Here is a 23328-nt window from a genome sequence, read left to right on the forward strand (position 1 = left end):
GGGAGCCAGCGGGCGCGCACGGGATGCGTCCCTACGGATTGGCGCGCATGCAGGAGCGCACCCTGGGTGCGCCTTCATCAACCCGCGCTGGCCGCGACGCTCGCAAGCTGCGGGAACCGTGCTCGTATCGCGTTGCGGATGCCAGGCAAATCCAGCCCGGCCATCGAGAGCACTTCCTCGCGGCTGCCGTGCTCCAGATAGACGTCCGGAAGGCCAAGGTGCAGTAGCGGCTTGACGATCCCGTGGGCGGCCAGGCACTCGGCCACGCCCGATCCCGCGCCACCGGCGATCGCATTGTCCTCGAGCGTGACGAAGGCATCGTGCGTCTTCGCCAGCTCCAGGATCATCGCCTCGTCCAGCGGCTTGACGAAGCGCATGTTGACCAGCGTCGCATCCAGCTCCGCCGCCACTACCGCGGCCGGCGCCAGCATCGCACCGAAGGAGAGGATGGCCAGGTTGCGGCCACGCCGGCGCAGCTCGGCCTTGCCGATCGGCAGCGTGTCCAGCTCCTTGCGCACGGCGGCGCCGGGGCCGGTGCCGCGCGGGTAACGGATCGCCGCCGGACCGTCGTACTCGAAGCCGGTGCTGAGCATCATGCGGCACTCGTTCTCGTCCGAGGGCGCCATGATCACCATGTTCGGCAGGCAGCGCAGGAACGAAAGATCGAAGCTGCCCGAATGCGTGGCGCCGTCCGGGCCGACGACGCCGGCGCGGTCGATGGCGAAGGTGAGGTCCAAGTTCTGCAGTGCCACGTCGTGGATCGCCTGGTCATAGGCTCGCTGCAGGAAGGTCGAGTAGATCGCCACCACCGGCTTGGCGCCTTCGCAGGCCATGCCGGCGGCCAGCGTCACCGCGTGCTGCTCGGCGATCGCCACGTCGAAGTAGCGTTCGGGATATTCCTTGGAGAAGCGCACCAGGCCGGAGCCTTCGCGCATCGCCGGCGTGATTCCGAGCAGCCGCTCGTCATGGGCGGCCATGTCGCACAGCCAGTCGCCGAAGACGTCGGTATAGCTCGGCTTGGCCGGCGCGTTCTTCTTCACCACGCCGGCAACCGGGTCGAAGGGGCCGACCGCGTGGTATTCGATCTGCGCCTGCTCGGCCGGGGCGTAGCCCTTGCCCTTGGTGGTGATCACGTGCAGCAGCTGCGGCCCGGGCAGGTTCTTGACCGTGCGCAGCGCACGCAGCAGGGCCGGGATGTCGTGGCCGTCGATCGGGCCGGTGTAATGGAAGCCCAGTTCCTCGAACAGGGTCGAGGGCAGGAACATGCCCTTGGCGTGCTCCTCCCAGTTCTTGAAGAAGCGGCCGAAGAACGACTGCCGCGGGATCGCCTTCTTGGCCCGCTCGCGCACGGCGTTGAGCCGACGGCTGGCCATGGCGCGCGCCATCATCTTGGTCATCGCACCGACGTTCTCGCTGATCGACATGCCGTTGTCGTTGAGCACGACCAGCATGTTCGGCTCCACGTCACCGCCATGGTTGAGCGCCTCGAACGCCATGCCGGCGGTCATCGCGCCATCGCCGATCACCGCCACCACCTTGCGGTCGTCGCCCTTGCGCTGCGCGGCAATGGCCATGCCCAGCGCGGCCGAGATCGAAGTGGAAGAGTGGCCGACGCCGAAGGTGTCGTACTCGCTTTCCTCGCGGCGAGGGAACGGCGCCAGGCCATCCTTTTTCTTGATCGTGGTGATCCGGTCGCGCCGGCCGGTCAGGATCTTGTGCGGATAGCACTGATGGCCCACGTCCCACACCAGGCGGTCGCGCGGGGTGTCGAACACGTGGTGCAGCGCGACGGTGAGCTCGACCACGCCCAGACCGGCGCCGAAATGGCCGCCGGAGCTGGCGACCGATTCGATCAGGTACTGGCGCAGTTCGTCGGCGACGTCGGGCAGTTCGGCATCGGGCACGCGGCGCAGGTCGTCCGGCGCCTCGATGTGGGCCAGGTGGGGATAGCGGGATGGGTCGATCATCCGCATATTGTTGGCCCAGCCGCAGGGCGGGGCAAGGGCGGCGACGTGAACGAAACCGGGCGCCGTGCACACGGGGCACACGAAACCGCTCGCAAGCTGGATGCGACCACGGCCAGAGATGCCTCCATGTCCAAGCTATCGCAGGCCTTCCGCAGCTTCGCCGAAGCGACCGCCCGTTATTCGGGCAAGCCCGCCGCCTTCCTGATCGCCGCCGCGGTCATCGTCGTGTGGGCGATCACCGGCCCGATGTTCAGTTTCAACGACACCTGGCAACTGGTGATCAACACGGGTACGACCATCATCACTTTCCTGATGGTGTTCCTGATCCAGAACAGCCAGAACCGCGACAGCGCCGCCCTGCAGATCAAGCTGGACGAGCTGATTCGCGCCACGCGGGCCCGCAACAGCCTGCTCGACGTGGACAACCTGGACGAGGAAGCGCTCGAGCGCATTCGGGAGAGCTACCGCAAGCTCGCCCATAACAAGGAAGAGGAGGCACGCCAGGCGAAACGGGCTGGCCACCGCGTCCGCGCCGAGGACGAGTCGGACGAGGCCTGCGAGGAGATCCGGGAGATCGAGCGCGAGCTGGCCAAGGCCAGTGCGGATCAGGCGGACGCGGACGAAGATTCGGACGGAAAGACGAAACCCGCCTAGCCCATCGCCCGCCGCCGGTCGCGCGGCAGATGATTGACCAGGAATTCCATCTGGTCGGCCAGGATGTTGCGGTTGGACAGGATCAGGTGCTCCACCCAGCTGGGCCGGTAGGGCACGGCCAGCAGCGGCATGTGGGCCTGCTGCGGGGTGCGGTTGGCTTTCCTCAAATTGCAGTTGAGGCACGCGCTGACCACGTTCTCCCATTCGTCCTTGCCGCCGTGCGAGACCGGCTCGACGTGGTCGCGGGTCAGTTCGCCGCGGGAGAACTGATTGCCGCAATACAGGCAAAGGTGGCGGTCGCGGGCGAACAGCGCGGTATTGGTCAGCGCTGGCGCCGGATCGATCGCGTGGTCGCGGCAATGGCCGGTGCTGGCGATGATCGGATGCAGGTCCAGCCTGCTGCGCTCGCCGCGGGCGCGGTTGTGGCCGCCGTGCACGGTCAGGCAGGGGTCGCCCAGCGTCCAGGCGACCGCTTCGCGCACGTAGAGGCAAACGGCGTCCTGCCAGCTGATCCAGTCCAGGATCCGGCCGGCGGCGTCCAGCGACAGCACCCGGGTCGCGTTGAGGTCCCGGCGTGGCACTTCCATCAGCATGCGGGTTCCTTCAGCCAGTTCATGAGATTCGGCGGAGGTGGTGCAGCGATGCGCTCGTGTTTCGAGCATAGCCCAATTTCGCCGCTTCGCGCGCGGTAAGCACTTGACGCGCTTGGCAGATCGCCGTCACCGGAGGCCATTCGCCCGGGCGCGTGGCCGCTGATATAGTCACGGATTCGCGACCCGACGCCGGGTTTGGGAGGGGGAGCCATCGGTGGCGACCCCGGCACGGCGGGGCAGAGGTAAGAAGACGTGGCTGAAGTACTTTTCTACGAGCGCCCGGTGCCGCTCAACCGCAACCAGCACAAGGACCTGCGCCTGAAGAGCATCCCCGGCGTGAAGTTCGCCGCCGCGGCGCACTCGGTGCCGCTGACGGCCGCGGAGTTCCCGATCGCCGCGCGCGACGTGCCGATCCTGTTCGCTGGCCAGAGCATCGAGGACGCCGGCCCGATGGCGCTGCTGGGCCTGCGCCAGAACGAGAACCTGCTGGTGGACGAGAACGGCAAGTGGGCGCAGGGCGTGTACGTGCCGGCCTTCGTGCGCCGCTACCCGTTCATCCTGGCCGAGAAGCCGGCGGGCGCCGAGGGTGAGGACTTCACCGTCTTCCTCGACGAGTCCTACGAGGGTTTTGGCAGCGACGAGGGCGAGCGCCTGTTCAAGGAAGACGGCACCGACAGCGAAATGCTGGCCAACGCCGTCGGCTTCCTGGGCGAGTTCCAGCAACACGTGACGCGCACCCACGCGTTCATGGAACAGCTGCGCAAGCACGACCTGCTCGAGCCGCGCAACATCCGCCTGGAGAAGGACGGCAACGCGATCAACCTCAACGGCCTGTTCGTGGTCAACGAGGAAAAGCTGCGCCAGCTCGACGAGAAGACCGCGCACGAGTTCCTCAAGGAAGGCGTGATGGGCTGGATCTACGCGCACCTGCTGTCGCTGCCCAACATCGACCGCCTGGTGCAGCGCCTGGACCAGCGCGAGCGGGCGAAGGCCTGACGTCGGACCGGCGCCGTGGCCGCCCTGCCGGGCGGCCTTAGAGAGCGCTAAGCACGTTCTGCAAGGATGGCGCCCATGCGCCATCCTTTTTTTTGCCTGGCCGCCGGCGCCGCGATGGCGACCATGTTGGCCGGCTGTGCCACTTACCGCCCCGCGCCGGTCGATCCGGCCAAGACGCGTGCGCAGTGGCAGGCGCGCCGGCTGGATGATCCGGTCCTCGCCGCGCAGTTGCGACCGTGGCTGCCAGCGCGCGATCACGGGCGGTGGCCGCCCGCGCGTTACGGCCGCGCCGAACTGGTACTGGCGGCCTTCGCGCTCAACCCGGACGTCGCCGAGGCGCGCGCTCACCTGGCCGAGGCCAGCGCAGCGGTGACGACGGCGGAGGCGCGCGCCAACCCGACGTTGGGTCTGGCGCTGGAACGCTACACGCAGGCGCAGGCCGGCAGCGCGCCCTGGTTGTGGGGCCTGAGCACGGATTTCCTGCTTGATGGCGGCCTGCGCCGGCGCCTGCGCGTGCAACTGGCCAACCAGGGCGTGCGCGGCGCGCGGCTGGATTACGCAGGCAAGCTGTGGAGCGTGCGCAGCGCCGTGCGCGACGCACTGGAACAGCAATGGATCGCCCGTCGCCAGGAGACCCTGGCCTCCCGCACGGTGGCCGCCGCCACTGCACTGGAGCTGGCCGCGCGCCAACGCGTGGCATGGGGCGAGGATGCGCCGCAGGTCGACCTGCAGGCCGTGCAGACGCTGGCCCGGGCGCGCAGTGATGAGGCTGCCGCCATCCAGCGCGCCGCCAGCGCACAGGCGCAACTGGCGCGTGCGATCGGCGTGCCGGTCGCGGCGCTGCAGGGGATCGACCTGCGCTGGGACGATTTCGACCGGCCCGCCGCGCCGTCGCCTGCCCGGTTGGACACGCTTGCCGACCACGCCCTGCTGGCGCGCAGCGACCTGGAGCGTGCGCTGGTGGACTACGCCGATCGCGAGAGCGAACTGCACCAGCAGGTTCACGCGCAGTACCCGCAGCTCTCGCTCGGTCCGGGCTACACCTACGACCACGGCATCCGCAAGCTCACCTTCAACGCCAGCCTCAGCCTGCCCGTGTTCAACCAGAACCAGGGGCCGATCGCCGAGGCGCGCGCGCGACGTGAAGCGGCCGCGGCCCACGTACGCGCGGTGCAGGCCGATATCGCCAGCGCCATCGACGCGGCGCGCTCGCGGCTGGCCGCGGCGCTGCCGGCGCTGTCGGCCGCGCGCGCGGGAGAGCAGGCCGCCGTGCGTGCGCGCGAACAGGCCGAACACGCATTCAAGCTCGGTGCCATCGACCGCGCCGCCCTGCTGGACGCACGCCTGGCCGCGCTTGCGATGGGCCAGTCGACGCTCACCGCGCTCGACGCCGCCTGGCAGGCCGAGGCGGCGCTGGAAGATGCGCTGCGCGCTCCCCTCGATCCGACCGAGGCCGCGTTGCGGCCCGCCGCGGGAGATCACTCATGAAATTCCTCGCATCGATTGCCCTTGCGCTGGCCATGCTTGCCACCCGCGCCATGGCCACCGAACTGGACGCCGCGTCCCAGGCGCGGCTCGGCCTTCGGCTGGCCACGCTGGCCGAGGGCCAGATGCCGCCGACCACGCGCGCGGTCGCCGATGTGCTCGATCCGGTGCCGCTGGCCAAGGCCATCGATGAGCTCGAGGCGGCGCAGGCGGCGGCGCAGGCTTCGCATGCGGAGCTGTTGCGCACGCAGGCGTTGCTTGCCGCCGCGGGCAACGCCTCGCGCAAGGCCCTGGAGGCCGCACGGGCGCAGGCGACGGCCGACCAGGCGCGACTGCGCGAGGCGCGCGTGGCACTGCGCAGCGCATGGGGTGACGATCTCGCGGACATGGCGTCCGCACGCCGCGACCGCCTGCTCGACGCCCTCGTGCGTGGCCGCCAGGTGCTGCTCAAGGCCGAGCCGCTGGGCCGTCCCGACGGAACCCTGAAGGTGCAGGCCGCCACGCTGCAGCTGCCGCACGGCGCCGACGTTTCCGCGCAGGTGCTCGGCCGCCTGCCACGCAGCAGCTCGGGGCTGGCCGTCGGATGGCTGCTGCAGGCCGAAGCCGGCCCGCTGGTGCCCGGCATGGTGCTGACCGTGAACCTGCACGGCGAGGGCAAGCCCGTGCGCGGCGTGCTGCTGCCGCGAGCGGCGATCGTGCGCTGGAACGGGCTGGACTGGGCCTACGTCGCCACCGGGACCACGCGGTTCGAACGCCGCGCGGTGCACCCACGGGCGATGACCGCGGCTGGCTGGCTGGTCGGTTCGCCGTTCATGCCGGGCGAGCGCGTGGTGGTGCAGGGTGCCGAGGCGCTGGTCGCGGTCGATGCCGCGCCGGTGCAGGGCAGCGCCGCCGACGCCTCGGACGACTGACGCCGTGCTCGTCGCCATCGTCCGCAGCGCGTTGCGCGCCGCCGGCTGGGTGGTGTTGCTGGCCGCGCTGGTGCTGGCGCTGGGCGTGCAGCGGCTCATCGAGGCCCGCTACGACGTGTTTCCCGATTTCGTGCCGGCACAGGCCACCGTGCAGGTGGAGGCGCCTGGCTTCACCGCGCTGCAGGTCGAGCAGCGCGTCACCCAGCCGATCGAGAACGCGGTCAACGGAACCACGGCCGTCGACGTGGTGCGTTCGCAGTCGATCCAGGGCCTGGCGGTGATCGACGTGGTGTTCAAGGAAGGCAGCGATCCATTCCGCGATCGCCAGCTGCTGGCCGAGCGGGTCGGCGAGGCGGCCGCCAGCCTGCCGGCCGGCGTCGATACGCCTTCGTTGAGCCCGATGACGTCCTCGACCATGGACCTGCTCAAGATCGGCCTGGTCAGCGACCGGCTCGATCCGCTGGCCTTGCGCGATCTTGCCGACTGGACGGTCAAGCCGCGCCTGCTTGCGGTGCCGGGCGTGGCCGACGCGATCGTGTTCGGCGGCGGCGTGCGCGAATGGGAGGTGCGGGTGTATCCGGACCGCCTGGCCGCCTACGGCCTCACCCTTGAAGACGTGCGCGCGGCAGCCTCCTCCGCCAGCGGCGTGCGCGGCGCCGGCTACATGGACACGCCCAACCAGCGTGTGGTGCTCGAAGCCGATGGCGGCCTCAGCGACCCGGCGCAACTGGGCCGCACCGTGGTGACCCGCCATGCCGGGCGCAACATCACGCTGGCGGATGTGGCCAGCGTCGGCGTGGGCGCCGCGCCGGCGTTCGGCGACGCGCGCATCGACGCGCGGCCGGGCATCCTCATCGCGATGACCAGCCAGTACGGCAGCAACACGCTGGAAGTCACCCGCGCGGTCGAGAAGGCGCTGGACGATCTCAAACCCATGCTCGCCGGTCAGGGCGTCACGCTGGTGCCGGCGCTGCATCGCCCGGCGACCTTCGTCGAGGTTGCGCTGGCCAACATGCGCGATGCGCTGGCCTTAGGCGCCGCGCTGGTGTTGCTGGTGCTGGTGCTGTTCCTGAAGGACTGGCGCACGGCGCTGATTTCCTTCGTCAGCATCCCGTTGTCGCTGGCGCTGGCCGTGCTCGCGCTGCGCTGGTTCGGCTGGACGATCAACACGATGACGCTGGGCGGTCTGGCGGTGGCGCTGGGCGTGGTGGTGGACGACGCGATCATCGACGTGGAGAACATCGACCGGCGCCTGCGCACGGCGGGGGGCACGGCACCACGCATCGATACGGTCCTGGCCGCCTCGCTGGAAGTGCGCCGGCCGGTGGTGCTGGCCACCGTGGTGGTCGGACTGGTGTTCGTGCCGATCCTGTTGCTGCCGGGCCTGCAGGGGAGTTTCTTCGCGCCATTGGCCGGCGCGTTCCTGCTGGCCACCTTCGCTTCGCTGCTGGTGGCGCTGACGGTGACGCCGGCGCTGTGTTTGTGGCTGCTGCGCCCGGGCCGACGCCATCGCGAGCCGCGCTGGCTCAAGCGCATCAAACTCGCCCAGCACCGCCTGCTCGAACGCGCGCTGCCGCACGGCGGCGCGCTGCTGGCGGCCGCGCTGGTCGTCGGTGCGCTGGCGGTGGCGGCGTTGCCGTTCTTCGGCGCCTCGCTGCTGCCCGAGTTCCGCGAAGGGCATTTCGTGTTGCAGCTGACCGGCCCCTCGGGCGCCTCGCTGGCGGAGATGGACCGCATCGGCGAGCGGATCAGCCGCGGCGTGTTGACGATCCCCGGCGTGGCCAGCGTGTCGCTGCAGATGGGCCGCGCCGAAGCGGTGCAGGACACCTGGCCGCCCAACCGCGGCGAGCTGCATGTGGAGTTGAAGCCGGGCCTGGCGGCGGACGCGCAGGTGCGCATCGAGAACGCGCTGCGCAAATTGCTGGACGGCTATCCCGGCCTGAACTCGGAGGTGGTGACCTTCCTCGGTGACCGCATCAGCGAATCGCTCTCGGGCGAAACGGCGCCGGTCACGCTGAGCCTCTACGGCCCGGACCTCGATCGCCTCGACGCGCTGGCGGCGCGGGCGCAGTCCATCGTAAAGGCCGTTCCCGGCGCCGGCAGCGTGCGGCTGGCCGAATCGGCCGACGTGCCGACCCTGCGTATCGCGCCCGACCCGGACCGGCTGTCCGCACGCGGCCTGCGCATGACCGACGTGCTGGACGCCGTGGCCGCCGCGCACCAGGGCGTGGTCGTTGGCGAGGTCTACCGCGGCGTCCAGCCGGTCGCGATCCGGTTGACCCTCGACAACACAGCCGTGCGCGACCCGGAGGCCGTCGGCGCGTTGCTGCTGCCGGCCGCCGACGGCCAGAGCGTGCCGCTGTCCGAGGTCGCCACGGTCGACCTGGTCAAGGGTCGCGCCAGCGTGCAGCACGAGGGAGGCCGGCGTCGGCTCGTGCTGGCGGTGACGCCGGCCACGTCCGACGTGGTCGGCTTCGTGGCTCAGGCGCGCGCAGAGCTGGACCGGCAACTGACGCTGCCGGCCGGCTATTACGTCGAGTTCGGCGGCGCCGCCGAAGGCGCGGTGGCCGCGCGGCACGCGTTGCTGCTGCACAGCGCGCTCGCGGGCGCGGCGATCATCGCGCTGTTGCTGCTCTCCTTCCCCGACCGGCGCAGCGTGGCGCTGATTTTGGCCAACGTGCCGTTCGCGCTGGTCGGCGGCGTGTTCGCCGCGGCGCTGGCTGGCGGCGTGCTGTCGATCGGCGCGCTGGTCGGCTTCGTCACGCTGTTCGGCATCGCCGCGCGCAACACGATCCTGCTGATCGCCCACTACGAGCACCTGGTCGCCGTCGAAGGCGCGCACTGGAACCGCTACACGGTGCTGCGCGGAGCGCGCGAGCGGTTGACGCCGATCCTGATGACCGCCCTGGTCACCGCGCTGGGCCTGCTGCCGCTGGCGCTGGGCAGCGGCGAGCCCGGGCGCGAGGTGGAGGGACCGATGGCGATCGTGATCCTGGGTGGCCTGCTCACGTCCACCGTGCTCAACCTGCTCGTCATGCCGGCGCTTGCCGGCCGCTACCTGCGGCCTGCCACCCGGTCCGATCGCGCGTAGGTGGGCTTTTGCCACCGTGGGTCATCCATGGTGGGCCGAAGCCCACCTACGGGCGCGCGCGTGGCGTGCTCCAATACGCTTCGGCCACGGATACCGGATCGACCATGCGCTACCACGGAAGCTGCCATTGCGGCCGCGTCGCCTTCGACGTCGAGGGCGAGCTTGACCAGGTGATCGACTGCAACTGCTCGCACTGCAGCCGCAAGGGCTACCTGCTCTGGTTCGTGCCGCGTGGCCAGCGTGAGCTGGCCACGCCGGAAGCCGACATGGCGACCTACACTTTCAACAAACATGCCATCGAGCACCGCTTCTGCCCGCAATGCGGTTGTGCGCCGCTGGCGTTCGGCACCGCGCCGGATGGCCAGTCGATGGCCGCGATCAACGCGCGCTGCCTGGAAGGACTGGACCTGGCTGCACTCAAGCGCGTGCCGGTGGACGGACGCAGCTTCTAGCGCGTCCTGCCGATCGCCCCGCGATCGCGCGCCCTCGTGGCGGGTGGCGACGTGCGTGCGCCGTCGATCACCTGGTGGCGCTTTTGCTCCCTCGCCCGACGAAGCTCGTTGGTGTAATGGAAGGCCAGCAGCCGGGCGCGTACCTCCGGCGGTGCATACAGCAACTCGCAGTCGGCCCGCAGCGGGCCGCTGGCGAGCATGCCGGCGAGGGCAAGGAACAGGAACGGTCGTGGCATGGCGTGGCTCCGCGGTGCGGGCGGCCATCCTCCGGCCGCGCCCCTGGTGGCGGCCATCCGCGTCTTGCGCTAGTTACTGGACCGGCTTGACCATCCGCAGCAGGTCGACGCCGTAGCCGGCGGCCTCGTAGATCGCGCGTGCCCGCTCGTTGCCCGGGAAAACCGCCAGGGTGATCAGCGCACAGCGGTGTTCCCGGGCCCACGCCTCGGCGTGGGTCATCAGCGCCTTGCCCACGCCGCGGCCTTCATGGGCGGGCGCCACCGCCACGTTGTTGATGTGACAGTTGGTGCGGCCGGTGAAGAAGTCCTGCGTCTTCTGCAGTTCGATGAAACCGACCACGGTGCCGTCGCCGTCTTCGGCGATGAAGAGGAAATCGTTGGCGGTGCCGTCCTCGAGGTGGCGCAGCAAGTCCTTGCGGATGCCCTCGATGCACGTGTGCCGTTTGCGCCAGGGCGGGAGGGGAAACTCCACGAAACGCGGGACCAACCCGAGGATGAAGTCGTCGTCGTCCTCGGCCAGGCGGATCAGGAAATTCGAATCGCTCATGCGGCGGTCGTTCGGTTGGCAACGATGGAGCGGTTCTACCACCGAGCAGGCGCGGCGGGGAAGTCCCGCCGCGCATCTGGTCGGGCTTTGCTACGGTGCAAGCCTCTTCTCCCAGAAGGAATACCGATGAACGGACGTCCATCCGCGCCCCGCGCCCCGCGCCTCGCGCAGGCCACTTGCCCTGCTGGGCTGCATGGGGCTGGTCCTCGCCGCTGCCCTGCAGGCCCAGGACACACTACAGGCCATCAACCCGCCGGAGCTGCCGCCAGCGCACGGCTATTCGCACGTCGTGGTCGCGCCGCCGGGGCGGATGGTGTCGATTTCCGGCCAGGTCGCGATGGACCGCGAGGGCAGGGTGGTCGGCGAAGGCGATTTCCGTGCCCAGTGCGTGCAGGTGTTCGAAAACCTGCGCATCGCGCTGAGGAGTGCGGGGCTGGACTTCAAGGACGTAGTGCGCACCGACATGTATGTCACCGACCTTGCGCACCTGGACGTGTTGCGCGATGTGCGGGCGCGTTACCTGCCCGCCGACGCGCCGGCCACCAGCACGCTGGTGAAGGTCGACGCATTGTTCCGGCCCGAACTGATGATCGAGGTAGCCGCCGAGGCGGTCCAGCCGTCCGGGCGAAAACCGCGACGCTGATCCGTATCGCCCAGGCTGCCCGTGCAGCAGCGCTAGAATCCGCCGACGCAAAAAAGGACTGATGCGTGGCGAACCTTGCGCTGTTCGACTTCGACGGAACGATCACCACCCGCGAGACCATGGCGGCTTTCATGTATCGCGCCGTGCCGGCGCGCCGGCAGGCGTGGGGGAGGCTGCTGCTGGCTCCCTGGGTCGCCGGCTACAAGTGTGGCGTGGTCTCGGGCGTGGCGGTGCGCGCCGCCGTGGTGCGGGTCGGCTTCGCCGGCGTGGCGCTTGCGAGCGTACAGGCCCACGGCGCGGCGTTTGCCGACGAGGCACTTCCGCCGCTGCTGCGGCCGGAAGCGATGGCGCGCGTCCATTGGCACCAGCGGCAGGGCGACACCGTGGTGGTGGTTTCCGGCGGGCTGGACGTCTATCTCGCGCCCTGGTGCCGCCGGCACGGCCTGGCGCTGGTCTGCTCCACGCTGGAACATCGCGATGGGCGCCTCACCGGCCGATACCTGGGCGCACAGTGCGTGAACGAGGAAAAGGCCCGGCGGGTACGCGTCCATTACGACCTGGCGAGGTTCGGGCGCATCTATGCCTATGGCGACACGCACGAGGACCTCGCGTTGCTGGATCTCGCGCACCACCGCTTCTATCGCGGCCAGGAACAGTTGGCGCACGCCTGACCGATCGCCGTACGGCTCCCACCCGAATCCTTCCCCCGCGTGGCGGGGGAAGGACCCGCGTCAGCGGCTCACGACCGGCAGCGCGATGAAACTGGCCCTGCCCGGCGCGTGGTACACGCGCTGGGTTGCCTTCACGTAATCGGCCGCCTTCGCCTTGAAGATGTTCGCCACGTAGGTCTGCGGGTTTCGGTCATACAGCGGAAACCAGCTCGACTGCACCTGCACCATCAGCCGGTGGCCGGGCAGGAAGACGTGGTTGGCGTTGGGCAGGCTGAAGCGGTAGTCCAGCGGCTGGTTGCTGGCCAGCGGCGCCGGCTTGTCGAAGCCGGTGCGGTAGCGGCCGCGGAAGATGTCCATCGCCACCGCCAGCTGGTAGCCGCCCATCTGCGGCTGCTCGGCGACCTGGTCGGGATAGACGTCGATCAGCTTGACCACCCAGTCGCTGTCGGTGCCGCTGGTGGAGGCGACCAGATGGACCTCGGGCGCGCCGGCGATGGTCAGCGGCGCGGTCAGTGGCTCGGAGACGTAGGTCAGCACGTCGGTGCGGCCGGATGCCTCGCGCTGGTCGTCCACCAGCCACTCCTGCCAAGTCTGGCCATTGTCGTACCCGACCGGCTGGATCGGGCGGGCACGGAACGGCACCGGATGCGCCGGGTCGGACATGTACTCGTCATAGGCGGCGCCTTGGCCCGGCGCGTCGAAGCCCAGCGCATGGTCCGGCTCCAGATACAGTGCGCGGCTCGTGGTGGCGCAACCCTTGGCGCACGCCAGCGGCCAGTGGTCCAGGCGCTGCCAGCGGTTGGTGCCGGTCTGGAAGGCGGTGACCGGCGCGATGTCGGCCCCGGGCGCGCCGTCCTTCAGGTATTGCGCCAGGAACGGCCGCAGGATCTGCTCGCGGAAGTATTTAGCGGTGTCGCTGCCGAAGCGGATCGCGCCCAGCGCGCTGCCCTCGTCGATCTGCTGCCCGTGGTACCACGGCCCCATCACCAGCCTGACCATGGTGCCGCCGGTGTCCTTGGGCTTGATCGCGCGGTACACCGCCGTTGCGCCGTAGATGTCCTCCTGGTCCCACAGTCCGTGCACCAGCATCACCGGGACCTTCAACGGCTGCTTCGCCAACAGTTTGTCGACCGCCTGGTCGGACCAGAACGCGTCATAGGCCGGGTGCGCCACGATCTTGTTCCAGAAGCCCAGCTGGCCCATGCCGTACGCCTCGCCCATCGCGCCGGCCGAACCGTAGTGCATGAACAGGTCGTATTCGTCGTGGAAATTGGTCCACCAGCGGATGGCGTTGTCCCGGCTGGCTTCCTGCTCGTAGATGTAGGACATGTTCTGCTGGCGGAAGGCGCCGTTGTGGAACCAGTCGTCGCCCATCCAGCCGTCGACCATCGGATTCATCGGCACCGACACCTTGAGCGCCGGGTGCGGGTCGATCAGCGCCATCAGCGGCTCGAAGCCGTCGTAGGAGATGCCCAGCGTGCCGACCTTGCCGTTGGACTCGGGGACGTTCTTCACCAGCCAGTCGATGGTGTCCCAGGTGTCGGTGGCGTCGTCCACGGGCGTCGGATTGAGCGTCCCGTGGACCGGGCGGTTCATCACGAAGTCGCCCTCGGAGCCGTACTTGCCGCGCACGTCCTGCACCACGCGGATGTAACCGTCCTCGACGATCACGTCGGTGGCGTTGTCGTAGCCCTGGAGCATCGGCGCCAAGTGGCCGCTCATGGTGTGGCTGGTCAGCGCATCGGCATCGTAGGGCGTGCGGGTGAGCAGGATGCCGGCGTGCTTTGCGCCCTTCGGCACCAGGATCACGGTGTGCAGCTTCACGCCGTCGCGCATCGGGATCATCACTTCGCGCCGCTCGTAGTCGAAGCCCGCGGTGGCGGGCGTGAAACGCGCTGGCGTTTCGCTGGGATAGTTCGGGTATGCCGACTGCGGCGCGTTGGCGGCGGGCAGGGCGGCGCTGGCGGCGAACAGCAGGGCCAGCAGGATCGGTCGGACGACGAGGCGTGACTTCATGGCGGGCTTCCCTGGGGCAACCGGGCTAGCGTAATCGGATCGGGGGCGGGTGTGCGGGCGGGTCGCACAACTCGGGGCGGGGCGCTTGGGAGATGTGGCGCCCAGGGCGAAAGGACTTTTTGTTCGGCGCGCGTGCCAATAGCCGCTCGCGCTGGGCTGGCTGTCCGGGAGCACCTGGCCGCTCCCGGACAGCCGTTCCTGCCGGGCGCAGGCGCAGGTGCCGACGTGGAAGCGCCTGCGGCAAAGCATCCAGCCCCACCTCCGGCCGGAAGGGGTGCAGGCCGGCCTGCGTGGGCCCGGTTGAGCGGTTGCTAAAGTGCAGCGGGAGCGCAAGCCCGCCCGATCAACTCGTCAACGCATGCAGGAAGGCAATGCGCCACGCGGTCAGGTCATGCCGCTGCAGCACGTCCATCATCGACCGCCACCGCGCGATCCGCTCGCGCAGGGGCATCGCCAGCGCACGCTCCAGCGCATCGGCCACCTCGACCGTATCGGCAGGATTGACCAGCAGCGCCTCGGTCAGCTCCTGGGCTGCACCGGCGAAGCGCGACAGCACCAGCACGCCCGGATTCTTCGGATCCTGGCTGGCCACGTATTCCTTGGCGACCAGATTCATGCCGTCGCGTAACGGCGTGACCAGGCCCACCCGCGCCACGCGGTAGTAGCCGGCCAGCAGGCTGTGCGGAAAGGACTGGTTGACGTAGCGGATCGGTACCCACTCGGGCGTGGCGAACTTGCCGTTGATGTGGCCGGCCATGCGCTCGAGCTCGCGACGGATCAGGCGGTATTCGGGCACCGCGCCGCGCGAGGGTGGGGCGATCTGCAGCAGGGTGACGTGGCTGTGCAGCGCGGGCGAGCGCTCGAGCACGTGGGCCAGGGCTTCGAAGCGCTGCGCCAGGCCCTTGGAGTAGTCCAGCCGGTCGACGCCGATGACCAGGTCGCGCCCGTCCAGGCTCTGCTTGAACTCGCGCACCGCGTCTTCGCCCATCGCCTTGCGCGCCACGTCGGCCACCTCGGCGGTATCGATGCTGATCGGGAACACGCCGGCGCGGAACAGGCGACCATTGGCCGCGCGCAGCCGGCCGCCCGGACGCATCGCGCCGCCGACCTCGTGCAGGAAGTAATCCTCCAGCGCGCGCAGGTCGCGCGCGGTGTGCAGGCCGACCAGGTCGTAGCTGGCGAGCGTTTCGAGCAGCTCGCGGTGCTTGGGCAGCGCGATCAGCAGCGCGGCTGCCGGCAGCGGCGTGTGCAGGAAGAATCCGATGCGGTTGCGCACGCCGCGCTCGCGCAGCATCGCGGCCAGCGGGATCAGGTGGTAGTCGTGCACCCATATGATGTCGTCCGGCTCGAGCAGCTTGACCAGCTCGTCGGCGAAGATCGCATTGACCCGGAGATAGCCTTCCAGATGGCTGCGCTGGTAATCGACCAGGTCGGGCCGGTAGTGGAACAGCGGCCACAGCGTGCGATTGGCGAAGCCGGCGTAGAAGTCGTCGTGGTCGGCGCGCGAGAGGTCGATGGTGACGTACTCGATCGCGCCGTCGCTGAGCCGGTGCAGTTCCTCGGCGGTATGCGTGGCGAGCTTGCCGCTCCAGCCGAACCACAGTCCACCGCGCTCCTGCAGCGCCGCGCGCATGGCCGAGGCGAGGCCGCCGGTGGCCGTCTGCTTTGGCATGGCGACGCGGTTGGAGACCACCACCAGCCGGCCGGGCTTCTTGCCGGTGCGCGTCATCGTGCGCCACCGGTGCGCGCGCGGGCGGTCCGCGGCGCGGTGGTACGACAGGCGCCGGTCAGGTCCAGCTCAAGGCTGGCGGTCGGGTGGTTGTCCTCCGCCGTTGTCGGCATCGATCGGTACTCCCTGTGGAAGGTCTTGTCCGTGGCTGGGTGCGTCCCGCACCCGCTCCAGCCAAGCCTGGACGGCGGCCGGGCTAGGCAGCGTGAACCGGGCATGGCTGGGCTCGCGTTGCCCGACCCGCACGCTCATGCCGCCGGCGCGGTTGACCGCGTCGAAAGCGTGCTCGTCGGTCAGGTCATCGCCCAGGTACACAGGGGTGCGGCCGGCGAACGGCGGCTGCTGCATCAGCTCGTCCACGGCACGGCCCTTGTCCATTCCGGTCGGCTTGAACTCCATCACCAGGTTGCCCGGCTGCAACTCGTAACCGGGCAGGTCGGCGGCGACCGCCTCGGCCGCCGCGCGCAGGGCCGGCAGGCGGTCCGGATCGCGCCGGCAGTGCAGCGCCATCGCGTGCTGCTTGTCTTCCAGTTGCACGCCATCGAGCCGGTCGGCCAATGCCTGCACCGCGGCGCGCATGCGCGCCTGGTCGGCCGGATCGGCGGTGAGCTCGCGGTGGCGGCCGTCGCCGTAGCGCAGCTCGTAGCCGTGCAGGCCGGCAAGCGCCCAGGCCGGCGTGTCGAACAGCCGGTCCAGATCTTTCACGCCGCGCCCGCTGACCAGCGCCAGCGCGCCATCGAGCCGGTCGTGCAGCGCCTGCAGGAGCGCGCGCAGTCGGGGGGAAACGAATACCGCGGCCGGATCGTCGGCGAATTCCAGCAGGCAACCGTCCACGTCGAGGAACAGGGCCCAGCGCTGGCCCGGCCGGGGCAACGGTGGCGCCGGCAGGGACGGGCTCACGCTGGCGGGCTTGGACGAAGACATCGGTCCGAGACTAGCAAAGGGGAACGTGAAAGGCCGAACGGGGCCGATGCCGTTGCAGGTTCCAGCTACTGCTCGTCGTCGGCCGCCTCGATGCGCGGGGCGGGCGTCACCAGCAGCTTGTCGATACGCGCACCATCGAGGTCGACCACCTCGAAGCGGATACCGCGCCAGGCGAAGACCTCGCCCACCTGCGGGATGTGTCCCAGCGCGGTCATCACCATGCCGGCGGCGGTACGGAACTCGTGCTCCTCCTCGCCGGGCAGGCGCTCGACGTGGAGCAGTTCACGCAGGTCCTCGGTGGAGAGCGAGCCGTCGACGAGCCAGCTGCCATCCTCGCGCGGCACGATCGGCGGGTGCTCCTCGTTGCCGCCGTGGCCGAGCTGGCTGGCGCCGACGACCGCCGCGAGCAGGTCGTTGAGCGTGACCAGACCCTCGATGTCGCCATACTCGTCCACCACCAGCGCCATCGGGGTTTCGGCGTCGCGGAACTCCTCCAGCAGGTCCATCGCGCGCGCCGTGGCCGGCACGTACAACGGCTTGGCCAGTTGGCGGAAAAGTTCCGGCGTGTCGCCGGTCATGCCGCCGATCAGGCTCTTGACCTCCAGCACGCCGACCACGTCGCTCTCGTCGCCCTGGTACACCGGGTAGCGCGAGTAGGGCGTCTCGCGCATCACCGCGGTGTTCTCTTCGCTCGAGGCCGTCTGGTCCAGCCAGGCGATACGCATGCGCGGGGTCATCACGCTGTCGACGGTGCGGTCGCCCAGGCGCAGCACGCGATTGACCATGTTGTGCTCATCCGCGTCGAGCACGCCCTGCTCGGCGCTCTCGGCGACCAGCAGGCGGATTTCCTCTTCGGTGACCCGTCCCTGGCCCTGCCGGCGCACGCCGAACAGGCGCAGCAGAAAGCCGCTGGAAACGTTGACCAGCCACACGAACGGCGCGGTGATGCGCGCCAGGATCAGCATCGGCACCGCGACCACGCTGGAGATGCGCTCGGGTGCCGACAGCGCCAGCCGCTTGGGCAGCAGTTCGCCGATCACCACCTGGATGTAGGAGATCACCACGAAGCTCAGTACGACGCCCAGGATGTGCGCGTAGGGCGTCAGCCAGTCGGCCGGGGTGCCCCGCAACGAGGTTGACAGGTGCTCGCCCAGCCGGTCACCGGCCAAGGCGCCGGTGACCAGCATCACCAGCGTGATGCCCACCTGCACGGTCGAGAGAAAATGCTCCGGCGCCTCGGCGTGGCGCAGCGCCACGCGGGCACGGCCGCTGCCTTGGGCCATCTGCTTGAGGCGGCTCTTGCGCGAGGCGATCAGCGCCATTTCCGACAAGGCGAAGAAGCCGTTGAAGACCGACAGAAGGATGACGAGCGCGATATCGGTCAGCATCGCGGCGGGTGACTTCGGGGTCGCATGGGTGCGCAGTGTACGGGATGCCCGGCAAGCGCGCAGTGGGGCGTGCATGGCCGGTGAAGGCCCGCGTCAGCCGTTGCCGCGGTGGCTCCTGTAACATGTCGCCTGTTTGACCCCTCACTCCGGCTTCCAGGCACGCGCATGTTTTCATTGCAGACGATTTTCGGTAAGGGCGACAAGTTCTACGGCCTGCTCGAGCAGAGCGCCGAGGCGGCGCATGGCAGCGCCAAGGCACTGCACCAGATGCTCGCCCACAAGGAGCGCGCGCCGGTCATGGCCGATTTCGCCGGTGCCCGCGCCCGCGAAAAGGCGCTCGCCGCGCAGATCAGCGAGGCGTTGGTCAACACCTTCGTCACCGCGCTGGATCGTGAAGACATCGAGGCCCTGAACTCGGCGCTGTACAAGATTCCCAAGACGGTGGAGAAATTCGCCGAGCGCTACTCCATCGTGGCCGAGCGCGTGGCGGACGTGGATTTCGCCCAACGCGCCTGCGTGCTGGAGGAGTCCACGGCGGTGGTCAGCGAGATGATCGGCGAGTTGCGCCGCGGCCTGCACATCGACCCGGTGAGGAAACTGCAGGATCGCCTGCAGGCGCTGGAATCGGAGGGCGATCGCATGCTGCTGGCGCCCTACCGCTCGCTCTACGTCGAGGGCAGCGATGCGATGAAGGCGATGCTCGCCAAGGACCTGTTCGAGCTGATCGAGAAGGCGATCGACAAGTGCCGCGACGTCGGCAACATCGTCTACTCGATCGTGCTCAAGCACTCCTGAGGCCGCACGCATGAGCCTGGGCCTGGTCTTCGCGGTGGTGCTGATCGCACTCGCCTTCACCTACATCAACGGCTTCCACGACACCGCCAACTCGATCGCCACGGTGGTGGCGACCAAGGTGCTGAGCCCGGGCCAGGCCGTCTTGCTGGCAGCGGTGACGAACCTCATCGGCGCCCTGTGGGGCACCGCGGTGGCCAAGACCATCGCCGCTGGACTGATCGACACGCACGTGGTCGACGCCGGCCCGCAATTGCTGATCTGCGCGCTGCTGGCCGCGACGGTGTGGAACCTGATCACGTGGTGGTGGGGGCTGCCGTCCAGTTCGAGCCATGCCCTGGTCGGCGCGCTGGTGGGCGCGGCGGTCGCCGCGGCGGGCGACAACTTCGGCGCCGTGATCTGGTCCCAAGGCGGCTGGTGGGCCGGCAAGGGCGTGATCCCCAAGGTGATCGTGCCCATGGTGGTCTCGCCTGTAATGGGCTTCGTCATCGGCTTTGCGCTGATGGGCGCGCTCTATGCGCTGTTCGCCTGGCTCGCCAACCGCAAGGGCTGGCTGCAGCGGCTGGGCCGCACGCCGTTCGTCAACGCCTTCTTCGGCAAGGCGCAGATCGTCTCGGCCAGCGCGATGGGGCTGGCCCATGGCATGAACGACGCGCAGAAGAGCATGGGCATCATCGCGCTGGCGCTGGCCGGCGGCACCGCGGCGGGGCAGATGGACCACCTCCCGCACTGGCTGGGGTTCCTGCGCGTCGCCGGCTCGGCCGAGGGTGGCTTCAACGTGCCGGCGTGGGTCGCGGTGGTGTGCGCGCTGACCATGGCGGCGGGTACGGCCGGTGGCGGCTGGCGCATCATCAAGACGCTCGGCCACAAGATGGTCAAGCTGCATCCGATCAACGGCTTCGCGGCCGAGGGAAGCTCCGCCGCCGTGATCCTCACCGCCTCGGCGTTCGGCATCCCGGTGTCGACCACGCACAACGTGTCCGCCTCGATCATGGGCGTGGGCGCGGCCAAGCGCTTCAACGCGATCCGCTGGTCGGTGGTCGAGCGCATGGTGTGGGCCTGGATCCTGACCCTTCCGATCACCGCGTTGCTGGCCTACGGTTTCGTGCGGCTCGCGCAGTTGTTCGCGCACTGATCCGGGATTTTTTCGTAGAAGCTGCGCTTGCGGCCGGTGCTCCCGGCGGAAAAGCACGCTGGCAGCGGCTTCACGAAAAAGCCGCGCACCGTTTGCGTCAGAAGCTGTCGCCGCCGCTGGCGATGACCTGCTCCAACTGGTCGCCGAGCTGGCCGAGTTCGCCGATCAGGCGCTCGAGCTCGCCGCCGTCGAGGAATTCGTAGGGACGGTTCTCGCACAGGTGCAGATAGGGCGAGCCGTCCAGGTCGGCCACGGCGAGGAAGCCGGTGCGTTGTTCCCAGTTGAAGCGCAGGCAGCGGCGCGGATCGGTGCCCGCCAATGGGCCGATCGGCGTGGACAGGCGCAGGTAGCGACGGCCGCCCTCGTCCTCCAGTTCGGCCAGGTAGATGCCCTGGTGGCGCCCGAGCGGCAGGGCCAGATCGAAGCTGATCAGGTACGGATCGTTCTGTCGCAGCGCGTGCTGGCTGCCGACGTGGGAACGCACGGCTTCGAAATGGCGCATGGGCGGACTCCTTGATGCGACGCCGATGGTAACCTCCCGCCGCATCGTGCCCAAGTGACGAGCCATGCAGGAAAGCCACGCCCGCGTCTACGCCGCCATCGCCGCCATCCCGCATGGCCGCGTCGCCAGCTATGGCGCGATCGCCGCCCGCGCCGGGTTGCCGGGCCGCGCGCGGCTGGTCGGCAAGCTGCTGGGCGAGACCCCGGAGGGGATGGAGCTGCCCTGGTATCGCGTGCTGCGCGCGAACGGCCACGTCGCATTGCCGCCGGGCAGTCGCGGCTTCCGCGAGCAGTGCCGGTTGCTGCGCGCGGAGGGCATCGAGGTGGTCAATGGCCGCGTGCCCCTGTCGCGCTTTGGACTGGATGCGGACCTGGACCGCGCGCTTTGGGGCATGACGTTGTAGGTGGGCTTCAGTCCACCGTGACGGCTGGGACGCGGTGGGCGGAAGCCAACCCACGCAGCCGGCGACCTACAACCCGCATCCGGCTTTGCCTACCGCTACCGGCGTGTGTCGCGGACGGGCGCGACACGCCGCTTTGGTAGCATTCACCCGATGTCCTCCCGCGCCCTCGATCTTCTCCACAGCGTCTTCGGTTACGCCAGCTTCCGCGGCCAGCAACAAGCCATCGTGCACGCGGTGGCCGAGGGCGGCGACGCGCTGGTACTCATGCCCACCGGTGGCGGCAAGTCGCTGTGTTACCAGATTCCCGCACTGCTGCGACCGGGCACGGCGATCGTCGTCTCGCCGCTGATCGCGCTGATGCAGGACCAGGTCGACGCCTTGCGCGAGGCGGGCGTGGCCGCGGCCTACCTCAATTCCAGCCTGCCGCCCGAGGATCAGCGCGAGGTCGAACGGCGCTTGCTCGCCGGCGGCCTGAAACTGCTTTACGTAGCGCCCGAGCGGCTGCTCACGTCGCGCTTCCTTGGCCTGCTCGAACAGATCGACGTGGCGTTGTTCGCCATCGACGAGGCGCACTGCGTCTCGCAGTGGGGCCACGACTTCCGTCCGGAGTACCGCGAATTGGCGGTGCTGGCCGATCGCTTTGCGCAGATCCCGCGCATCGCGCTCACCGCCACCGCCGACGAGCGCACCCGGGAAGAAATCGTCGAACGGCTCGGGCTTGGCCAAGCGCACCGGTTCGTCTCCAGCTTCGACCGGCCGAACATCCGCTACCGCGTGGCGCTCAAGCACAATCCGCGCACGCAGCTGATGCAGTTCCTCGATGGCCACCGTGGCGAGGCCGGCATCGTCTATGCGCTGAGCCGCAAGAAGGTCGACGAAACCGCAGCATGGCTGGCCGAGGCCGGCATCGAGGCATTGCCGTACCACGCGGGCCTGGAAGCGCGGGTGCGCGCGGCCAACCAGCAGCGCTTCCTGCGCGAGGATGGCGTGGTGATGGTCGCCACGGTTGCCTTCGGCATGGGCATCGACAAGCCGGACGTGCGCTTCGTCGCGCACCTGGACCTGCCGCGCTCGATGGAGGGCTACTACCAGGAGACCGGCCGCGGCGGTCGCGACGGCCTGCCGGCGGAAGCCCTGATGCTCTATGGCCTGTCCGACGTGGTGACGATGAGCCAGATGATCGCCCAGTCCGACTCGGCCGACGAACGCAAGCGCATCGAACGGCAGAAGCTCGAGGGCCTGCTCGCCTTCGCCGAGGCCACCCGCTGCCGGCGCGAGCTACTGCTTGGCGCCTTCGGCGAGGACTACGAGGGACCCTGCGGCAACTGCGACAACTGCATCGAGGCGCCGAAGACCTGGGATGCCACTGTCCCTGCGCAGAAGGCGCTATCGGCGGTCTATCGCAGCGGGCAGCGTTTCGGCGCCGGGCATGTGATCGACATCCTGCGCGGCATCGAGGGCGAACGCATGCGCCAGCTCGGCCATGACAGCCTGACCACGTTCGGCATCGGTGCCGACATGGACGAGAAAGGTTGGCGCTCGGTGTTCCGTCAGCTGCTCGCCGCCGGGCTGCTGGAAGCCGACGCCGAGGGCTACGGCACCCTGCGCCTCACGACCGCCAGCCGGGCCGTGCTGACCGGCGGCCAACCGGTGCTGCTGCGGGAGGACGCACGCCCCGTGCGCAGCACCCGCCGCCGCCGCGACAGCCAGCTGGTGACCGGCGCAAGCCTGGGCATCGAAGCCTACGAACAACCCCTCTGGGATGCCCTGCGCGGCCTGCGCACCCGGCTGGCCAAACAGCAGGGCGTGCCGCCCTACGTGGTGTTCCACGACGCCACGCTGCTGGCGATGTTGCGCGCCATGCCCGCCAACGAGGATGAGCTGGCGGAGGTCAGTGGCGTAGGCGAGGCAAAGCTCAAGCGATACGGCCGCGATTTCCTGGCGGTGATCAACGCGCCGGAGTAGGAGTCCCGCGCTGCGGCCGGAACCCACCGCAGCCGCGTGACCGGCCTATACGCCGAATTCACGCGCTGCCGCACAGGTTCGCCGCGTCTTCAAGCGGGAATACGCTTCATGGACGCCCTGGATTGCGCTGATGGAGTGCGGAGGCAGAGCGTGACGCGTCGCCGTGGCCGGACTGGCTGTATGAACGTCGCCGCTCCCCAAGGGTTGCCAAGGGTGCGGTGCGAGCGT

Annotated in this window: 21 protein-coding genes; 12 read left to right on the forward strand and 9 right to left on the reverse strand. The window is 69.4% G+C overall.

Going from position 1 to position 23328, the window contains the following annotated elements; genetic code table 11:
• Positions 1-77: 77 nt before the first annotated feature.
• The gene (dxs, locus tag ACFWZ1_RS03335; RefSeq protein ID WP_439665439.1) at positions 78-1967 is read right to left on the reverse strand and encodes a 1-deoxy-D-xylulose-5-phosphate synthase; all 1890 of its coding nucleotides are present in this window, start codon (positions 1965-1967) and stop codon (positions 78-80) included.
• 126 nt (positions 1968-2093) lie between these two features.
• On the opposite strand from dxs, the gene ACFWZ1_RS03340 reads away from it, so the two are divergent.
• Positions 2094-2621, forward strand: coding sequence for a low affinity iron permease family protein (locus ACFWZ1_RS03340; protein ID WP_231323647.1), 528 nt, complete (start codon positions 2094-2096; stop codon positions 2619-2621).
• Here the strand turns inward: ACFWZ1_RS03340 and ACFWZ1_RS03345 are convergent.
• Positions 2618-3214: an HNH endonuclease gene (locus tag ACFWZ1_RS03345; RefSeq protein WP_231323649.1), complete on the reverse strand. Its 597-nt coding sequence runs from the start codon at positions 3212-3214 to the stop codon at positions 2618-2620. The two genes, ACFWZ1_RS03340 and ACFWZ1_RS03345, sit on opposite strands and share 4 nt — an antisense overlap.
• 252 nt (positions 3215-3466) lie before the next feature.
• Between ACFWZ1_RS03345 and ACFWZ1_RS03350 the strand changes: the two genes are divergently transcribed.
• The 5 genes from ACFWZ1_RS03350 (at position 3467) to ACFWZ1_RS03370 (ending at position 10149) form a co-directional block, all read left to right on the forward strand.
• Complete coding sequence (locus ACFWZ1_RS03350; protein WP_231323652.1) at positions 3467-4210, forward strand: SapC family protein; 744 nt, start codon at positions 3467-3469, stop codon at positions 4208-4210.
• Positions 4211-4285: 75 nt separating this feature from the next.
• On the forward strand, positions 4286-5698 hold the full coding sequence (locus ACFWZ1_RS03355) for a TolC family protein (RefSeq protein ID WP_439665440.1): 1413 nt from the start codon (positions 4286-4288) through the stop codon (positions 5696-5698).
• Positions 5695-6606: a hypothetical protein gene (locus tag ACFWZ1_RS03360; protein WP_439665441.1), complete on the forward strand. Its 912-nt coding sequence runs from the start codon at positions 5695-5697 to the stop codon at positions 6604-6606. Before ACFWZ1_RS03355 ends, ACFWZ1_RS03360 begins: the two co-directional genes overlap by 4 nt.
• A gap of 4 nt (positions 6607-6610) precedes the next feature.
• Entirely contained in the window at positions 6611-9697 is a 3087-nt protein-coding gene (locus ACFWZ1_RS03365) for an efflux RND transporter permease subunit (protein WP_439665442.1), read from the forward strand.
• Positions 9698-9801: 104 nt separating this feature from the next.
• Positions 9802-10149, forward strand: coding sequence for a GFA family protein (locus ACFWZ1_RS03370; protein WP_439665443.1), 348 nt, complete (start codon positions 9802-9804; stop codon positions 10147-10149).
• On the opposite strand, the gene ACFWZ1_RS03375 is transcribed toward ACFWZ1_RS03370, so the two are convergent.
• Complete coding sequence (locus ACFWZ1_RS03375; protein WP_439665444.1) at positions 10146-10385, reverse strand: hypothetical protein; 240 nt, start codon at positions 10383-10385, stop codon at positions 10146-10148. The genes ACFWZ1_RS03370 and ACFWZ1_RS03375 overlap by 4 nt on opposite strands.
• A gap of 73 nt (positions 10386-10458) precedes the next feature.
• Positions 10459-10932 carry a GNAT family N-acetyltransferase gene (locus tag ACFWZ1_RS03380; protein ID WP_231323663.1) on the reverse strand — a complete coding sequence of 158 codons (474 nt, stop codon included), beginning with the start codon at positions 10930-10932 and terminating at the stop codon, positions 10459-10461.
• A 193-nt stretch (positions 10933-11125) separates the two neighbouring features.
• Between ACFWZ1_RS03380 and ACFWZ1_RS03385 the strand changes: the two genes are divergently transcribed.
• Positions 11126-11575 carry a RidA family protein gene (locus ACFWZ1_RS03385; protein WP_439665445.1) on the forward strand — a complete coding sequence of 150 codons (450 nt, stop codon included), beginning with the start codon at positions 11126-11128 and terminating at the stop codon, positions 11573-11575.
• Positions 11576-11640: 65 nt separating this feature from the next.
• The gene (locus ACFWZ1_RS03390; RefSeq protein ID WP_439665446.1) at positions 11641-12246 is read left to right on the forward strand and encodes an HAD family hydrolase; all 606 of its coding nucleotides are present in this window, start codon (positions 11641-11643) and stop codon (positions 12244-12246) included.
• 60 nt (positions 12247-12306) lie between these two features.
• Here the strand turns inward: ACFWZ1_RS03390 and ACFWZ1_RS03395 are convergent, their stop codons facing one another.
• The 4 genes from ACFWZ1_RS03395 to ACFWZ1_RS03410 all read right to left on the reverse strand — a co-directional run bounded on the left by ACFWZ1_RS03395 (position 12307) and on the right by ACFWZ1_RS03410 (position 18303).
• Positions 12307-14262: a CocE/NonD family hydrolase gene (locus ACFWZ1_RS03395; protein ID WP_439665447.1), complete on the reverse strand. Its 1956-nt coding sequence runs from the start codon at positions 14260-14262 to the stop codon at positions 12307-12309.
• A 343-nt stretch (positions 14263-14605) separates the two neighbouring features.
• Positions 14606-15991 carry an alpha,alpha-trehalose-phosphate synthase (UDP-forming) gene (otsA, locus tag ACFWZ1_RS03400; RefSeq protein ID WP_231323670.1) on the reverse strand — a complete coding sequence of 462 codons (1386 nt, stop codon included), beginning with the start codon at positions 15989-15991 and terminating at the stop codon, positions 14606-14608.
• Between the two features lie 69 nt (positions 15992-16060).
• Positions 16061-16915, reverse strand: coding sequence for a trehalose-phosphatase (gene otsB, locus ACFWZ1_RS03405; protein WP_439665448.1), 855 nt, complete (start codon positions 16913-16915; stop codon positions 16061-16063).
• 65 nt (positions 16916-16980) lie between these two features.
• Entirely contained in the window at positions 16981-18303 is a 1323-nt protein-coding gene (locus ACFWZ1_RS03410; RefSeq protein ID WP_231323674.1) for a hemolysin family protein, read from the reverse strand.
• A 165-nt stretch (positions 18304-18468) separates the two neighbouring features.
• Here ACFWZ1_RS03410 and ACFWZ1_RS03415 point away from each other — a divergent pair, with 165 nt between their 5' ends.
• Both ACFWZ1_RS03415 and ACFWZ1_RS03420 read left to right on the forward strand, forming a co-directional pair.
• Positions 18469-19098 (forward strand): DUF47 domain-containing protein, encoded by a 630-nt coding sequence (locus ACFWZ1_RS03415; protein WP_231323676.1) that lies wholly within the window; start codon positions 18469-18471, stop codon positions 19096-19098.
• 10 nt (positions 19099-19108) lie between these two features.
• On the forward strand, positions 19109-20230 hold the full coding sequence (locus tag ACFWZ1_RS03420; RefSeq protein ID WP_231323678.1) for an inorganic phosphate transporter: 1122 nt from the start codon (positions 19109-19111) through the stop codon (positions 20228-20230).
• A gap of 97 nt (positions 20231-20327) precedes the next feature.
• On the opposite strand, the gene ACFWZ1_RS03425 is transcribed toward ACFWZ1_RS03420, so the two are convergent.
• Complete coding sequence (locus tag ACFWZ1_RS03425; protein ID WP_231323679.1) at positions 20328-20732, reverse strand: hypothetical protein; 405 nt, start codon at positions 20730-20732, stop codon at positions 20328-20330.
• Between the two features lie 64 nt (positions 20733-20796).
• Here ACFWZ1_RS03425 and ACFWZ1_RS03430 point away from each other — a divergent pair, with 64 nt between their 5' ends.
• Positions 20797-21135 (forward strand): MGMT family protein, encoded by a 339-nt coding sequence (locus ACFWZ1_RS03430; protein WP_439665449.1) that lies wholly within the window; start codon positions 20797-20799, stop codon positions 21133-21135.
• A 150-nt stretch (positions 21136-21285) separates the two neighbouring features.
• Positions 21286-23100, forward strand: coding sequence for a DNA helicase RecQ (gene recQ, locus ACFWZ1_RS03435; RefSeq protein WP_231323683.1), 1815 nt, complete (start codon positions 21286-21288; stop codon positions 23098-23100).
• Positions 23101-23328 lie beyond the last annotated feature (228 nt).

Origin of the sequence: Frateuria sp. GZRe14 (assembly GCF_051900395.1) — a bacterium.
Classification (GTDB): domain Bacteria; phylum Pseudomonadota; class Gammaproteobacteria; order Xanthomonadales; family Rhodanobacteraceae; genus Frateuria_A; species Frateuria_A edaphi.